Source organism: Conexibacter sp. DBS9H8, assembly GCF_023330685.1.
In the GTDB taxonomy this organism is placed as follows: domain Bacteria; phylum Actinomycetota; class Thermoleophilia; order Solirubrobacterales; family Solirubrobacteraceae; genus Palsa-465.
Genome location: NZ_CP097128.1, coordinates 1,788,263 through 1,802,965, shown reverse-complemented (window position 1 = coordinate 1,802,965; position 14,703 = coordinate 1,788,263). Strand labels below are relative to the sequence as shown.

Genomic DNA, 14,703 nt, shown 5'->3' with positions numbered 1-14,703 from the left:
TCGAGCGGGCCTCACCCCGGGCAGACGCGGGTCCGCGGGGCCGGTGCGCGCGGCGTCCCTCTACCCTCCACACCGATGCAGATCCGCCATGCCGACCCGGACCGCGACGCCGCCGCCTGTGTCGAGATCTACCGGCCCTTTGTCATCGACAGCGCAGTCAGCTTCGACATCTCCGTCCCGAGCGTCGCCGAGTTCACCGCCAAGATCGCCCAGCTCTCACAGACCCACGCCTTCCTCGTCGCCGATGACGGCGGGACGGTCGCCGGGTATGCCTATTCGGGTCCCTACCGGGAGCGGGCGGCCTACCGCTGGTCGGCGGAGGTGAGCGTCTACGTGCACCCGGTGTACCGCGGTCGGGGAGTCGGCCGCCGGCTCTACGACGCGCTGCTGGCGTTGATGCGGGCCCAGGGGATGCGCACCGCGATCGCCGGTGTCACGCAGCCGAACCCGGCGAGCATGGCCCTCCATCACAGCTGCGGCTTCCGGACCGTCGGCGTTTTCGAGCGGGTCGGCTACAAGGCGGGCGCCTGGCGGGACGTGGCCTTCCTCTCCCTCGACCTCGCCCCGGAGCTCGACCCGCTCGCATCCCCGCCCGAGCCCCGCGCGGAAGTGCGTCTCGGCGACTGAGGACGCGCGGCCGCCCGTGGTCGCCCTAGCCGCCGGCGCCGAGTTCGCGGTGGAGCTCGCGGAGCCGGCGTTTGAGCACCTTGCCGGTCGGGTTGCGCGGCAACTCGTCGAGGAAGTGCACGTCCCGGGGCACTTTGAACCGGGCGAGGTTGCCCTTGACGTGGGCCTGGACCTGGTCGACGTCGAGGGTCGAGCCCTCAGAGCGGACGATGAACGCGGCGAGCCGCTGGCCGTACTCGGGGTCCTCGACACCGATCACTGCCGCCTCCTCCACCCCGGGATGGGTCGCCAGCAGCTCCTCGACCTCGCCCGGGAACAGGTTCTCGCCGCCGGAGACGATCATGTCGTCGTCGCGGCCGTCCACCCACAGCCGGCCGTGGGCGTCGAAGTGCCCGAGGTCGCCGGTACTCATCAGTCCGTCGATCACGGGCTTTGAGCCCCCGCCGGTGTAGCCGTCGAAGGGAAAGGAATTGCCGACGAAGATCCGCCCGACCCGATTGGGCTCCCGCAGCACGCGACCGTCGTCATCGTAGATCCGCACGACGGTGCCGAACGGCGGCCGGCCGGCGCAGCCGGGCGCGGCGACGAGGTCCTCGGGGGTGGCGAAGGTCGCGTAGGCGACCTCGGTCGAGCCGTAGAAGTTGTAGAGGACGCGGCCGATGCTCGCATGCGCACGGCGGACGAGCTCGGCTTCCAGAGCCGACCCGGAGACGAACACGATCCGCAGTGAGCTGAGGTCATAGAGGTTGAGGCGGCGCTCGAGCACCCCGACGATCCGGCGCAGCATCACCGGCACGAGCACGAGCGCGGTTGGCCGGTGGGCGGTGACGGCGGCGACGACCCGCTCGGCGTCAAAGCGGCGCTCGGTGATCAAGGTGCAGCCGAGCGACAGCGACAACAACATCTGCGAGAAACCGACCCCGTGGAACATCGGCGGGGCGAGATAGGTCGACTCCGCGGCCCGGTAGGGCACCTTCGACAGCATCGCCCCGATCGGGGCGATGCTGCGTGAGGCGCTCCGCGGCGCTCCTTTGGGGGTCCCGGTCGTGCCGCTGGTGAGCAGGACGATGCGGGCGTGCCGCTCGGGCGCACCGACAGCCGGCAGGGACAAGCCCGTCTGGATGAGGTCCTCGAGCGTGTCGCGGTCCTCGACGGGCCGGTCATGCCAGGCGATCACCGTCCCCTTCGGATGGGGGATGCTGGTGACGAGCGGGTCGTACTCCTCGTCGTGGACGAGCAGGCTCACCTGCTCGCGCCGGCAGACGTCGCGCAGCTGGGGTCCGCTGAAGTCGGTGTTGAGGTAGAGGATGCGCGCGCCGCGCTTGGCGGCGGCGAAGGTGATGTCGAGGAAGCCCCGGTGGTTGCGACAGAGCACCCCGACGGTGTCATCGCCGCCGATGCCCCGGCGGGCGAGCGCCGCCGCGAGCGCGTCCGAGCGGGCGTGCAGTTCGGCGAAGGTGAGCGAGCCGAGCTCGTCCACGAGACCGATCCGGTCCCCGTGCTTGAGGGCGGCGATGAGCACCGGCGCCCCGAGTTGCCCGTAGTCGTTGATCGCGCGCAGCTCAGCGAGCGTCTCAGCCGGATGGAGCCCGATCACCCCGGCCCGGCGGAGGGTCTGGACTGCGCGGGCCTCGCTGTAGCCGCGGCGGCCCAGGTTGGACATCCGCGTCGCGGCTCCGTGGAGGGTCTCGGCCGCCTCGGCGCCGATCAGGCGGTCGGTCCGCGCACGTATCCCCGCTGTCAGGCGTGCCATCGCAGCTGAATCTAGTACAGCGGCCGTCCGCGGGCCGGTGAGCGAGACTACGGCGGTGATGTCCGCCTCCCAACACGCCCAGATCGCCGCGCACCTGCGGGCGCGGATCGAGTCCGGTGAGATCCCGCCAGAGGCGGCGATCCCGTCGGAGGCCGAGTTGACCGCCCGCTTCGGGGTGAGCCGGGGGACCGTCCGCCAGGCGCTCGCGACCCTGCGCGCCGAGGGCCTGATCCGCGGCGGACGCGGCCGGCGCGCGGTCGTCGCCACCCCGGCCCTGTCTCAGAGCTTTGATGAGATGGTGTCCTTCACCGCCTGGGCGGACGCGCTCGGCCGGGTTCCGGGCGCCCGCACCCTCGACCTCGCCCACCGCCCCTGTCCCCCGGGCCTCGCCGGGCTGCTCGCAGTTCCCACGGGCGCTCCCGTCTTTCACTACCGTCGCGTCCGCCTCCTCGACGGTGAGCCGGTGATGGTGGAGGAGTCGACCTTCATCGAGTCGGTCGGGCGTCTCCTGCCCGACCTCGACCTGGACGGCGGGTCGGTGTATGGGCAGCTCGCCGCGCGCGGGGTCCGCCTCGCCGAGGCCGACCAGCAGATCTCCGCGACGGCCGCCGGGTCCGAGATCGCCGGGCTGCTCGGCGTCAGTCGCCGCGCTCCCCTGCTGAGCGTCCGCCGCCGGGTCCGGGACGGCGCGGGAACCCCCGTCGAGGTGTCGACGGACCGCTACCGGGCCGACCGCTTCAACCTGACCGTGCACCACCGGGTCACCCTGCCTCGTTCCGGGGTTTCCCTCACTGTCCGGGACGGCTCCGACGACCGCCCGCGCGGATGCGCGGCGGGCGAGTGAGCTCAGCCGCCCGCCTCGACCCCGTTGAGGACCTCGGCGGCGAATCCCATCGCGAGGGTCATGCCGATCCCGGCGACGTTCTCGACGACGCGTACGCCCCCGAGCGGGGCGGTGACCCGGAAGGGAGCGCCCGCCCCGCCGCTGCCCGCGGCGACACTCGGGTAGACCCCCAGCCACCGCTCCCGTACCGACAGGCGCTCGACCCCGAGCAACCGGGCCGCCTCGGCGAGCAGCAGCACGTCAATCGTCTCCTCACCGAAGGCGGTGAGCGTGTCGGCGTAGGTGTGGCTGTCTCCGACGATCAGGTCGCCGTCGGGCAGTTGGGTGACGAGCAGGTGGATGCCCCGCTCGATCAGTTCGGGCCGCTCGGCCTCCAGACGGGCCCGGAGAGCCGCCGTCTCGGGCCGATCGGCGAACGCCGGATAGCGGATCAGGCTGAGGCCGGTGGCCAGCGCGGGCGCGTACCGCCGTCCCGCGGGGGCGCCGACTCGCAGCATCTGCAGCCGGCAGCGGGTGAGGGGCTCGAGACCGGCGGCCAGTTCGGGCGCGAGGGTGCGGTAGTCCGGTCCGGGACAGACGATCACCCGCGGTGCGGTCACCTGCACGCGGGTCCGGGCTCCGTCGGTCGTCCACCCCTCCACCACCCCGGAGGAGACGGCGCCGAGCGTCGTGCTCCAGCACAGCGTCACCTCCGGGTCCCGGTCGAGCCAGTGGGCGAGGCGGGCGACCGCCGTCCGCGGATCGACCCGCAGGTCAAGTGGGGAGTGCAGGGCGCCGCTGAGCCCGTCGATGGGCAGCGGAGCGAGCCGGCCGGCCTCGATCGGGGTGAGCAGGCGGGCCCGGCGGGCCGGCTCGGCTGCGGCCGCCGCGGCGAGGACGGCGAGCTCGTCCTCGGCCCGGGCGACGATCAGCGTCCCGGCCGGGATCAGCGTCAGGCCCGCCGCGCCGGCGACCTCCAACCACCGTTCCCGCGAGCGGAGGGCGAGGCTGAGAGCGGGTCCGTCGGGTTGGGAGGCGAAGAAGAGGTGGCCGAAGTTGCGCACGCTCGCGCCGACGGCGGCGCTGTCTCGCTCGAGAACGACGACGCGGAAGCCGCGGCGGCGCGCCTCGATCGCGTGGGCCAGTCCGACCATTCCGGCCCCGATGACGCAGACGTCGGCCTTGAGATGTGTCAGCACATCCGGCATCTTGTCTATACAACCACACTCGGGAAACTTGTATAGTCATGTTCGTGAGCCCGTCGTGCTTCACCGCCAACGGCCGGCGTTACCGGATCCCCGAGACGCCGGTGCTGGCCGTCTGTGCGGACGGGTGGGACCCGGCCTACGTCGATGACGCCCTCACCCGCGGGCTGATGCCGCGGCTGAGCGCCGTGATCGCAGCGGGGGGACTGCACACGCACGCGCGCGCCCAGGTGCCGACCTTCACCAACCCCAACAACGTCGCGATCGTCACCGGCGTCAGCGCGGCCCACAACGGCGTCGCCGGGAACCACTACCGGACCAGGGACGGGACGGAGGTCCAGGTGACGGACCCGGGGCTGCTGAAGGCCGAGACGATCCACGCCGCCGCCCGGGCGGCCGGGGTCGGGGTGCTGTGCGTCACCGCCAAGGACAAGCTGCGCCGTCTACTCGCCAGCGGCGAGGTCCCGTCCTTCAGTGCGGAGAAGGCCCATGAGCAGCATCTCCCCGACGGCACGGAGGTGATCGCCGCCGCCGGCCTGGGACCCAACCCCGACATCTATGACTGGCGGCTCTCCCCCTACACGATCGATCTCGCCGTCGCCCTCGGGGTGCGGATGGGCGCCCGGATCGTGTACGCGTCGCTGACGGACTTCGTCCAGCACACCGCCGCGCCGGGGGATCCGCTCGCCGACAGCTTCTACCGGGCCGTCGATGTCTCGATCGGGGCCGCCCTGGAAGCGGGGTTCACCGTCGGGCTCGTCGCCGATCACGGCATGAACGCCAAGACGGACTCAGACGGTCGCCCCCGGATCCAGTTCCTCGACGACGCCCTCACCGCCGCCGGCGTGCGCTCCGCCCATACCCTCTGCCCGATCACCGACCCCTACGTCGCCCACCACGCCGCACTCGGCTCACTCGCCTGGGTTCACCTCGACGACCCGTCCGAGCGGTCCCGAGCCGCGGGGGTGGTCGCCGGCCTGGAGGGGGTGGAGGCCGTCCTCGATCGCAGCGCCGCCGCGGCGGCCTTTGACCTGCCCCCCGACCGGATCGGAGACCTGATCGTGCTCGGGGATGCCGGCACCGTGCTTGGCCGCTCCGCCGCCGGCCACGATCTCAGCCAGCTGCACGGGGCACTGCGCTCCCACGGGGGCCTGCACGAGCGCCGGGTTCCGCTCATCATCAGCCATCCGGTCGCCGCGGCGGGCCTCGAGGGGCGCGAGCTGCACAACCGCGACCTCCATGACCTGCTGCTCAACCACACCGCCCTCGCCGTGTCCCCCCACCCCGGGTCGACCCGCGGGACCGCCGTCACCGGCTCGACCGCAATGACCAGCGCGACCGCCGCCTGAGCGCCGATGGCCTCCCCCGCCACCCTGACGGTGAGCAATCCCCACACCGGCGAGCCGGTCGGGGAGGTTCCCGTCCACTCCCCGGAGGCGCTCGCCGCCGCACTCACCCGCGGCGCCGGCTATGTCAACGCGCTCACCCGCCACGAGCGCTCAGAGATCCTCTTCACGGTTGCCCGGCGGATCGCCGAGCGCGCGGACGAACTCGCGGCGCTGATCACCGCGGAGTCCGGGGTGTGTCTCAGCGACAGCCGTCATGAGACCGGACGGGCCGTCGACGTCTTCCGGTTCGCGGCGATGGAGGCCCTGCGCGATGACGGGGAGACCTTCTCCGGGGACATCTCCGCCCACGGCCAGCGGCGGCGGGCCCACACCCTCCGGGTTCCCGTCCGGCTCGTCGGCGCGATCACCCCGTTCAACCATCCACTCAACCAGGTCGCGCACAAGCTCGCGCCCGCGATCGCCGTTGGCGCCCCGATCGTGCTCAAGCCGTCGGAGAAGACCCCGCTCACCGCGCTCGCACTGTCGGAGATCATCACCGCCGCCGGTCTCGCACCGGCGGCCTGTCAGGTGCTCTGTGCCGAACCCGCGAGTGTGCTCGATGCCTTCCTTGCCGACCCGTCCGTCGAGCTGATCTCCTTCACCGGCGGCGTCGCGGTCGGCAAGCTGATCGCCTCCCGGCTCGGCTACCGCCGGGCGGTCCTCGAGCTCGGCGGCAACGACCCGCTGATCGTGCTCGCCGACGCCGACCTCGAGCAGGCCGCCGCCCTCGCCGTCACCGGTGCGTTTGCGAACTCCGGCCAGCGCTGCACCGCGGTGAAGCGGATCATCGCCGTGGAGGCGGTCGCGGACGAGCTCGCCGACCGGGTCCGAGCCGGGGCGGCGGCGATCCGGGTCGGCGATCCGGCCGACCCGGCCACCGGGATCGGCACCGTCATCGACGAGCCCGCCGCCGTGGCGATCGAGGCCCGGATTGCCGAGGCGATCGCGGACGGCGCCGCGCTCCTGTACGGCGGGGAGCGCCGCGGGGCCCAGCTCACCCCGGCGGTCCTCGATCACGTCTCGGTCACCACCCGGCTCGTGGCGACCGAGACCTTCGGGCCCGTCGCCCCGATCATCCGGGTCGCCGATCTCGACGCGGCGATCGCCACCGCCAACGCGACCCCGTACGCCCTGTCGGCCGGTGTCGTCAGCTCGCACTGGCCGTCGATCCAGCGCTGCGTCACCGAACTGCGGGCCGGGACGGTCAACGTCGGCGAGGTGCCGGGATGGCGGACGGAGCTGACACCCTTCGGGGGGATCGGGGACAGCGGTCTCGGGGTCAAGGAGGGCGTTCGGGAGGCGATGCGGGCGATGAGCTTCACCAAGCTCTACACACTGCCGTGGGGCTGAACCGGCACGCCCCGGCGCCGGGCGGCCCGGCAGGCTGCGGGCGAGCGGATGCGACGGTGTTCGAGACGCTCGCGGCGTGCGCGTCGATGGCCGGCCTCCCCTACGACGGTGAGCCCGTCGACCAGCTCGAGCACGCTCTCCAGTGCGCCACCCTCGCCCTCACGATGACGGGTCCCGGAGACGCTCATTCCCTCGGCGCCGCCGACCCGGAGTTCGTGATCGCCTGCCTGCTGCATGACATCGCCCGCGCCCCCGCGGTCGCCGGCATGGCCACCGACGCGCCCGGCGAGCACCACGGGGCGGCCGCCGCCCGCTGGCTGACCCCGCGCTACGGCGCCCGGGTCGCCTGGCTCGCCGCCGAGCACGTCCCGGCCAAGCGCTACCTCGTGACCACCGACCCGACCTACCGGGACTGTCTCAGCCCGGTCTCGGCGCGGACCCTCGCCGCCCAGGGCGGCGCGATGTCGCCGGCAGAGATCGCCGCCTTCCGCGCCCACCCCGACCACCGCCTCGCCGTCGCTCTGCGCCGCTACGACGACCAAGCGAAGGTTCCCGGGGCCCGTGTCTCCGGCCTTGACCGCTACCGACCCCTGCTCGCCTCGGTGGCGGCGGGCGGCATCAGTCGGACGCGGCGATAGCCGGGCTCGAGCGGACCCTGGCCGAGCACCGCCCGGGAGGGCAACGTCGCCGCGTTCATCGACTGGTACCTGCACCGGCTTCGGCGGCCGGCGTCCAGCTGAACGGCTCGGGCTCGCCGGTGTCCTCCCAGCGGATCGCAGGGCCGACCCGGTCCGGCGCGACCGTGAGCCACAGCGTCTGATCGGGATCCCAGCCGGCGAGCACGGTGTGGCCGGCACCCGCCGGGAGCGCCCGGCCGGCAGTGGTGAGGTACCCGGAGACGGTGAGGTGGAGGGCGTCGTAGCGCTCGGCGAGCCGGGCGTAGTCGGGGATGAGCCAGTCGGCGTCCTGCCCGGTGGCGCGCCACCAGTCCTGGCGGCGGCCCGAGGCGGGAGCGCGGCAGATCGCCTCCGCCACGGGGCCGAGCGCCTCGGCGACCGCGCGATCGCACAGACGGCGGTCCCACTCGTCGGGCTCCTGCCAGTACGACGCCCAGGTGACGCTGTCAGCGAGCGCGGCGAGCAGCGAGTCGGCTGCGCGGGCGACCGCGAGCGGGCCGACGTCGGCGCGGGCAACGGCGCCGGCGATTTCCCGAGCCAGCGGGGGCCCCTCCCACCCGCCTGCCCACGCCATCCGCGCAGGCGGCGTGTTCCCCGCCCAGGCGCCCGTGCGGACGTGAACCGGCACGGGAGTGTCCTCCACTCTCAGCGCGAGCCTAACCGACTCCCGAGCGGTTGGGCCGCCCGATTCGGACCGGAACGATCGCTTCAATGCTGGCCATGCGCCTCTACAACAGCATGGTCTCCGGGAACTGTTACAAGGTCCGGCTCGTCTGTGCCCAGCTCGGACTCGATCTGGAGCTGCACGAGCTCGATGTCGTCGACCGCTCGAACCGGCCGGAGGTGATCGGGGCCCTCAACCCGGCGCTGCGGGTGCCGACCCTCGTGCTCGACGACGGACGCCCGCTGGCGGAGTCCAACGCGATCATCGACTTCCTCGCCGACGGTACGCCGCTGCTGCCCGACGATCCCTACGACCGTGCCCGTGTGCTCGCCTGGCAGTTCTTCGAGCAGTACGAGATCGAGCCGAACCTCGCGGTCGTCCGTTTCTACGCGATCTTCGGCCTGACCGCGCCCCCCGGGCTGGTCGAGGCGCGCACGAGCGCCGGGGTGCGGGCCCTGCAGGCACTCGAGCGCGGCCTCGACGACCGGCGCTTCCTCATCGCCGACCGCTACAGCGTCGCCGACGTCAGCCTGTATGCCTACGTCCACGTCGCCGGAGAGGGCGGCTTTGACCTGACAGGGTTCCCGAACGTCGAGGCGTGGCTGGCCCGGGTGGCCGAGCAGCCCGGCCACATCCCGATCACTCAGGCCTGAGAAGCACTCACGTCGGCGGGGGCGGCGGCTTGGTGCCACTCATCTTGTTGCGCAGCGACGCGGGCATCCCAACCGGTGAGAGCCGCTCGCCCGCGGTGGCGAGGAACGCCCGCGGTTCGAGCTTCTCGACGATCGCCGCCAGGTCACTGCGCTCGGTCTCGGTGAGGCTGCGCGGACGGCCCTTGGCCTTGGCGACAAGACGGACCATCCGGCCCCGCTCCGCCGGGGTGAGCCGGTCGAGGTGGTGCTTGCCGATCAGCAGCACCTCGGCGGCCATCACGAGCCGGACGACAGGGAGGTCGCGCAGGACCGGGACCTTCTGGGCGACCCGGCCGGCCATCTGCAGGTAGAGACCATGGTTGTCCTGAGGCACCTGTCACAGGCTAGCGGCCACGCCGGGGCGGCCCACCGGTCCGGTCCGGGCGAGCGACCCGTCCACGCCTCCCATCGCTACCGTTCAGCGGACATGGAGCTCGAGGCGGCGATCCGGACACGCCGGACCCACAAGGTCTTCGGTGCCGAGCCGGTCGATCCGGTCCTCGTCCGCGAACTCGTCGAGCTCGCGACGTGGGCGCCCAACCACCATCTCACCCGGCCCTGGCGGTTCCGCCTGCTCGGCCCGAGTGCCCGGCAGCGCCTCGAGGCCGTCGCCGGGGATGGGGCGGCCAAGCTTCGCCGCGCCCCGACACTCGTCGCCGTCAGCGCACTGAGCACCCCGGAGGACCCGGTCCGCAGCCAGGAGGATCTGCTCGCCACCGGCGCGGCGATCTACGCCCTGTTGCTCGCCGCCCACGACCGGGGCCTCGCCGCCTACTGGCGCACCCCCGACCTGCTGCGCCGCCCCGAGGGCTGTGCCGCCCTCGAGATTCCCGCGACCGAGACGGTCGTCGGTCTTGTCTACCTCGGCCCGCTGCGCCAGCCGGCCGCCCCCCCCGACCGCGGACCGGTCGAGGATGTCCTGATCAGCCTCGACTGAACCGCCCCCCGTGCCCGAGCCTCCCACCACCTCCGCCCCATCAGCCCCGCACCCTCGCGACTGGCTCGACGCCACCGGCGCACCCGTCGCCGTGCCCGCGTCGGTCCGGGAGCTGCTCGAACACCTTGCCAGCCTGCCGCGCGCGCCCGGCTCCCCCGGGGAGGCGGAGGCGGCCCAGCTCTTCGCGGACCGGCTCGCCACCGCCGGGGCGGACGTGGAGGTCGAGTCGGCGATCTTCCAGGAGGGTTACGCCGGACCGATCGGCGCGCTCTGTGGCCTGGCCACGCTCACGGGGCTGCTCGGTCGGCGTGGCCGGCGCCGGCGCCTCAGCACCGCCGTCGCCGCCCTCGCCGCGGTCGGGATCGCCGACGACGTCTCCAACGGAGCGCGGTTCGTCCGCGGCCTGCGGGCTCCGCGGGCGACCCAGAACGTCGTCGCCCGGATCGGCGCCCCGGAGGCGGAACGGACCCTCGTCATCCTCGCCCACCACGACGCCGCCCCGACCGGTCGGGTCTTTGACGACCGCGCCCAACATTGGGCCGGGCAGCGGTTCACCGGGATCATCGAGCGGATGGACACGGGCCTGCCGTTGTGGTGGGCCGTGCTCGCCGGGCCGTTGCTCACCCTCGCGGGGCTGCTCTCCGGGCGTCGGCGGCTGATCACTTTCGGGACGATCCTGTCCGCGCTCGACACGGCGGCGTTCGCCGACATCGCGACGAGTCCGACCGTGCCGGGCGCCAACGACAACCTCAGCGCCCTCGCCGTCCAGCTCGCGCTTGCCGAGCGCCTCCGGGCCGAACCGGTCGCCGGGCTGTCGGTGCTGCTCGTCTCCTGCGGGGCCGAGGAGGTGATCCAGGGGGGGATCTACAGCTTCGCCGCCCGCCACTTCCCCACCCTCGACCGGTCCCGGACCTGGGTGCTCAACCTCGACACGGTCGGCTCCCCTGAGCTCGTCCTGCTCGAGGGGGAGGGCGCGATCGTGATGGAGGACTACCACCACCGCCCGTTCCGGGATCTCGTCTGCCGGGTCGCGGACACCGCCGGTGCGCCGATCCGCCGGGGCCTGCGGGCCCGCAACTCGACCGACGCGGTGATCGCGAGCCGGGCGGGCTACCCGACCGCCACCCTCGTCTCCGTCGACCGCTTCAAGGCGCTGAGCAACTACCACCAGCTTTCCGACACGGCCGCCAACGTCCACTGGCGGACCGTCGCTCACGCCGTCCTCGTCTGCGAGCAGGTCGCCCGCGAGCTCGCGGCGAACCTCTGGCTCAGCTGAGCCGACGCCCGATCGACCGCCGGCTCAGGCGGCGCTCACCCGGGGTGGCGCCGGCCCGCCCGGAGCGGTCCAGATCGCGTCGTCCCCGAGCGGGTGATAGTCGGCACGGCCGTCATGGAGCAGCGTGAGCAGGGCCGCCTCCGCGCCGGCCCGGTCGGGCGCGTCATTGCCGCGGGCCAGCAGGGCGGCGACCTCCTGGGTGCAGAGGCCGTGCGGGAAGAAGGCGAGCAGCTCCGCGACGTCCTCGGGCGGCTGGCGGCGCTGCAGGGTCGGGTCGAGGTTGGCGACGAGCACGTCGTAGGCCTCGACGGGCTGGAATCCCCCGGCCTCCAGCCGGAGTCCGTCGCGGACCCGGGTGAAGACGACCGACGGGGCGGTGTAGCGAACCGCGCCGTCGCTGTTGCCCGCCTTGCCCTGCAGCTCGGTCGCCGAGCCGGCCGCCGTGCGCGTCTCCGCCTTGTCGGACTCGTACTCGGCGACCACGGCCGGATCGTCGATCAGCGCGACGGTCGCGGCGGCGTCGACTCCCGGTAGGCCGCTCAGTGCCTCGACCATCTGCTCGTCGTGGTCGAAGAGCAGCGGCGTGCTGAAGTTCGCAAGGCTCAGGGCACGGAAGACCGCCCACTCGCTGCCGGGAACGGTCCGCCGAGCGGCAATCACTGCCCGGCAGGCGCGGCTGGAGGCGGCACGGCCGCGCTTGATCCCGGGCGCGAACGGCATCCCGTAGCGGTCGCGGAAGTGCAGGGCCGAGAGCGCCCCGCGCACCGGCGTGTATCCCATCCGGTCATAGCGGCTGAGGTCCTCAGAGAGCCCGACGAGGACGAGCCGCCAGGCGATCTGGGCGCCGTAGCGCCACTCGATCACGCGCAGGGCGGGATGCTCGGAGTAGCCCCACGGGCAGGCCGGGTCGCTGTAGAGGGTGGCGTTGATGACAGCAGATTCGTTGATGGGTCAATCATAACCGATCCGCTGAACGGCTCGAGCTGGGAGGACTCGTCCCGCCTGAGGTCAACGTCATCTCGATTAGGATCGCGCCGTGCGTGAGCTGCGCCCCGGTGTCTGGCATTGGCGAGCTCGTCATCCCGATTGGGACGAGCAGCAGTGGTGGCCCGAGCTCGTTTCCTCCTACGGGATCGCGATCGGCGACGACTTTCTCTTGTTCGACCCGCTCTGTGTACCCGATGAACTGCGCGAGCGCGCGACCGCGGTCCTCCTGACCGCTCCGCATCACGAGCGGGATGCTCGTCAGCTTGGCCTCCCCGTGTACACGCCACCTGCCGATACCTGGTTGGATTGGGTCGAGAAGTTCGGCGCCGATCCAGACCGTGTGCGCGGCATGGACAGCGACGATCTGGCGTGGTTGCGAGCCGGCGAAAGTGAGGGACACTTCCATGGCCCCGGGGCGTGGCCGTTCGGCATCACTGCCTATGCGGGCCGTGAAGACAACGATCTCATCTTCTGGCTGCCGTGGATCAACGCGATCGTCACCGGCGACTCACTCTCAGACTTCGGCGACGGGCTCGACATTCAGCTAGGTGGCCGCACCCACGTCACGCGTGACGATGTCGTCGAGAGGCTCCATCCGCTCCTCGATCTGCCGATCCAGGTCGTGCTCCCCGCGCACGGCACGCCAAGAGATCGCGCAGAGCTTGGACTCGTGCTCTGATCACGGTCTTGTGGACGGCGGCGATCGTCATCCAGCCGTGATCGCCGAAAAGCTTCCCGCCTCGCGGAGGTTCTGGAGGGTCGACTGCGCGCTTGCTTCCGGCGCGCGGGTTGCGGTAGGCGGATGGTCGGGATCAGGGCGAGCGCGAGCGAGCTCACGGCGAACGTGACGGCGTCACGCCGACTGCGGCACCGGGGCGCCTGACGAGCGTTCACAGACGCGCTGTACCGTCCAGCTCGTGCGGTTCCCGAGCTCGTCGAGCGGCTCGGGCGGCCGCGTCCGGAGATAACCTCCCGCGGGGGCAGAGTCCAACGGCGCGAGCGTGTCCCGCCGCGGGTCTGCTGGCGTGTGGACCGTCGCGCGGAATAGATTGATGGGTCGTGACCGCGCTCGTCGAACGCTTCACGCCGACCCGCCTGGGGCGCGGTTACCGCTGGCTGGTGAGCTCGTCGTGGGTCGGCAGCATCGGTGACGGCATCGCGCTGTCGGCCGGGCCGCTGCTCGTGGCCGGGGAGACCAGAAGCGCGTTTCTCGTCGCGGCGGCCGCGCTCCTCCAACGCCTGCCATGGCTCTTTCTCGGTCTCTACGCGGGCGTGATCGCCGACCGGATCGATCGCCGCGTACTGCTCATTGGGTCAGAGAGTTTCCGCGCGCTCGTGATCGGCGTGCTCTGCCTCGGTCTCTTCAGCACCCACGTCAGCATCGCGCTCGTCCTGATCGCGATGCTGCTGTTCGGGATCGCGGACGTGTTCTCCAACACAACCTCCGGCACGTTGCTGCCGATGCTCGTGGAGAAGGAGGAGCTCGGTTTCGCCAACTCGCGGCTGATGGGCGCAAGTGTCGTCGGTCAGGGACTCCTGGGTCCGCCGCTCGGCGCCTTCCTGTTCTCCATCGGCCGTGCCTGGCCGTTCCTCACCCAGGCGATCCTGGTGACGCTCGCGCTCTTGCTCGTGACGCAGATCGGATCAGCCCGGGCGAGCCGCGCCGAACCGACGCCGGGCAGCGTCCGGTCCGAGGTCACAGAGGGCTTCCGGTGGCTGATCGGTCACCCGCCGATCAGAACGCTCGCGCTGATCATCCTGTCCTTCAACATCACCTGGGGCGCGGCGTGGTCGGTGCTTGTCCTCTATGCGCTGCACCGCGTGCACCTCGGCGAGGTCGGATACGGCCTGATGACCACCTCGAGCGCGATCGGCGGAAGCTTGGCGATCGTCGCCTACCGGCGACTCGAAGCCCGATGGTCACTCGCGGCGATCATGCGCGTCTGCCTGACCCTCGAGGTGTTGATGCACCTGTCGCTCGCAGTGAACCGGAGCGGGGTGATCGCGATCGTGATCATGTTCGTCTTCGGCGCCTACAGCTTCGTCTGGGGCACCGTCAGCCAGACCGTGCGCCAGCGCGCCGTCCCGCAGGCTCTCCAGGGTCGCGTCTTGAGCGTCTACCTGCTCTGCGTGTTCGGCGGGATCGTGATCGGTCAGATCCTCGGCGGTGTGCTCGCGAGCGAGTGGGGCATCGTCGCCCCGTTCTGGTTCGCCTTCGTCGGCTCGGGCCTGAGCCTCGCCGTGGTCTGGCGCCAGCTGGGCGAGATCGCCCACACCGGCACCTGACACCGTCGACACCCCATCGCGACCACGGGACCTGTCCC

The 14,703-nt window shown here is 72.1% G+C and carries 15 protein-coding genes; 10 read left to right on the top strand and 5 right to left on the bottom strand.

Annotated features, from left to right (window positions below; genetic code table 11):
• Positions 1–75: 75 nt before the first annotated feature.
• Positions 76–627: a GNAT family N-acetyltransferase gene (locus tag M3M55_RS08495; protein WP_249012391.1), complete on the top strand. Its 552-nt coding sequence runs from the start codon at positions 76–78 to the stop codon at positions 625–627.
• Positions 628–652: 25 nt separating this feature from the next.
• Here the strand turns inward: M3M55_RS08495 and M3M55_RS08490 are convergent, their stop codons facing one another.
• Positions 653–2,380: an AMP-binding protein gene (locus tag M3M55_RS08490; RefSeq protein ID WP_249012390.1), complete on the bottom strand. Its 1,728-nt coding sequence runs from the start codon at positions 2,378–2,380 to the stop codon at positions 653–655.
• 58 nt (positions 2,381–2,438) lie between these two features.
• Between M3M55_RS08490 and M3M55_RS08485 the strand changes: the two genes are divergently transcribed.
• Positions 2,439–3,224 carry a GntR family transcriptional regulator gene (locus M3M55_RS08485; RefSeq protein ID WP_249012389.1) on the top strand — a complete coding sequence of 262 codons (786 nt, stop codon included), beginning with the start codon at positions 2,439–2,441 and terminating at the stop codon, positions 3,222–3,224.
• 2 nt (positions 3,225–3,226) lie between these two features.
• Here M3M55_RS08485 and M3M55_RS08480 read toward each other — a convergent pair whose 3' ends face one another.
• Complete coding sequence (locus M3M55_RS08480) at positions 3,227–4,402, bottom strand: TIGR03364 family FAD-dependent oxidoreductase (RefSeq protein ID WP_249012388.1); 1,176 nt, start codon at positions 4,400–4,402, stop codon at positions 3,227–3,229.
• Positions 4,403–4,455: 53 nt separating this feature from the next.
• On the opposite strand from M3M55_RS08480, the gene M3M55_RS08475 reads away from it, so the two are divergent.
• Genes M3M55_RS08475 through M3M55_RS08465 form a run of 3 tightly spaced genes read left to right on the top strand, consistent with a single transcriptional unit; the run spans position 4,456 to position 7,784 of the window.
• The gene (locus M3M55_RS08475; RefSeq protein WP_249012387.1) at positions 4,456–5,757 is read left to right on the top strand and encodes an alkaline phosphatase family protein; all 1,302 of its coding nucleotides are present in this window, start codon (positions 4,456–4,458) and stop codon (positions 5,755–5,757) included.
• 6 nt (positions 5,758–5,763) lie between these two features.
• Positions 5,764–7,146: an aldehyde dehydrogenase family protein gene (locus tag M3M55_RS08470; RefSeq protein ID WP_249012386.1), complete on the top strand. Its 1,383-nt coding sequence runs from the start codon at positions 5,764–5,766 to the stop codon at positions 7,144–7,146.
• Positions 7,147–7,202: 56 nt separating this feature from the next.
• On the top strand, positions 7,203–7,784 hold the full coding sequence (locus M3M55_RS08465) for an HD domain-containing protein (protein ID WP_249012385.1): 582 nt from the start codon (positions 7,203–7,205) through the stop codon (positions 7,782–7,784).
• 55 nt (positions 7,785–7,839) lie between these two features.
• Here M3M55_RS08465 and M3M55_RS08460 read toward each other — a convergent pair whose 3' ends face one another.
• The gene (locus M3M55_RS08460; RefSeq protein WP_249012384.1) at positions 7,840–8,466 is read right to left on the bottom strand and encodes a hypothetical protein; all 627 of its coding nucleotides are present in this window, start codon (positions 8,464–8,466) and stop codon (positions 7,840–7,842) included.
• Positions 8,467–8,534: 68 nt separating this feature from the next.
• Here M3M55_RS08460 and M3M55_RS08455 point away from each other — a divergent pair, with 68 nt between their 5' ends.
• Positions 8,535–9,140: a glutathione S-transferase family protein gene (locus tag M3M55_RS08455; protein WP_249012383.1), complete on the top strand. Its 606-nt coding sequence runs from the start codon at positions 8,535–8,537 to the stop codon at positions 9,138–9,140.
• Between the two features lie 7 nt (positions 9,141–9,147).
• Here M3M55_RS08455 and M3M55_RS08450 read toward each other — a convergent pair whose 3' ends face one another.
• The gene (locus M3M55_RS08450; RefSeq protein WP_249012382.1) at positions 9,148–9,513 is read right to left on the bottom strand and encodes a hypothetical protein; all 366 of its coding nucleotides are present in this window, start codon (positions 9,511–9,513) and stop codon (positions 9,148–9,150) included.
• A 93-nt stretch (positions 9,514–9,606) separates the two neighbouring features.
• Between M3M55_RS08450 and M3M55_RS08445 the strand changes: the two genes are divergently transcribed.
• Together M3M55_RS08445 and M3M55_RS08440 are read left to right on the top strand one after the other, a co-directional pair.
• Complete coding sequence (locus M3M55_RS08445; protein ID WP_249012381.1) at positions 9,607–10,116, top strand: nitroreductase family protein; 510 nt, start codon at positions 9,607–9,609, stop codon at positions 10,114–10,116.
• A gap of 10 nt (positions 10,117–10,126) precedes the next feature.
• Complete coding sequence (locus M3M55_RS08440) at positions 10,127–11,392, top strand: M28 family peptidase (protein ID WP_249012380.1); 1,266 nt, start codon at positions 10,127–10,129, stop codon at positions 11,390–11,392.
• A 24-nt stretch (positions 11,393–11,416) separates the two neighbouring features.
• Here M3M55_RS08440 and M3M55_RS08435 read toward each other — a convergent pair whose 3' ends face one another.
• Entirely contained in the window at positions 11,417–12,256 is an 840-nt protein-coding gene (locus M3M55_RS08435) for a hypothetical protein (protein WP_249012379.1), read from the bottom strand.
• Positions 12,257–12,428: 172 nt separating this feature from the next.
• Here M3M55_RS08435 and M3M55_RS08430 point away from each other — a divergent pair, with 172 nt between their 5' ends.
• Entirely contained in the window at positions 12,429–13,058 is a 630-nt protein-coding gene (locus M3M55_RS08430; protein ID WP_249012378.1) for a hypothetical protein, read from the top strand.
• A gap of 380 nt (positions 13,059–13,438) precedes the next feature.
• A complete protein-coding gene (locus tag M3M55_RS08425; RefSeq protein ID WP_249012377.1) occupies positions 13,439–14,665 on the top strand; it encodes an MFS transporter in 1,227 nt (408 codons plus the stop codon).
• Positions 14,666–14,703: the final 38 nt, after the last annotated feature.

Excerpts from the sequence above, each read along its gene's own strand:
- M3M55_RS08495 (WP_249012391.1), top strand. The coding sequence starts at position 76 with ATGCAGATCCGCCATGCCGACCCGGACCGCGACGCCGCCGCCTGTGTC.
- M3M55_RS08490 (WP_249012390.1), bottom strand. The coding sequence starts at position 2,380 with ATGGCACGCCTGACAGCGGGGATACGTGCGCGGACCGACCGCCTGATC.
- M3M55_RS08485 (WP_249012389.1), top strand. The coding sequence starts at position 2,439 with ATGTCCGCCTCCCAACACGCCCAGATCGCCGCGCACCTGCGGGCGCGG.
- M3M55_RS08470 (WP_249012386.1), top strand. The coding sequence starts at position 5,764 with ATGGCCTCCCCCGCCACCCTGACGGTGAGCAATCCCCACACCGGCGAG.
- M3M55_RS08455 (WP_249012383.1), top strand. The coding sequence starts at position 8,535 with ATGCTGGCCATGCGCCTCTACAACAGCATGGTCTCCGGGAACTGTTAC.
- M3M55_RS08445 (WP_249012381.1), top strand. The coding sequence starts at position 9,607 with ATGGAGCTCGAGGCGGCGATCCGGACACGCCGGACCCACAAGGTCTTC.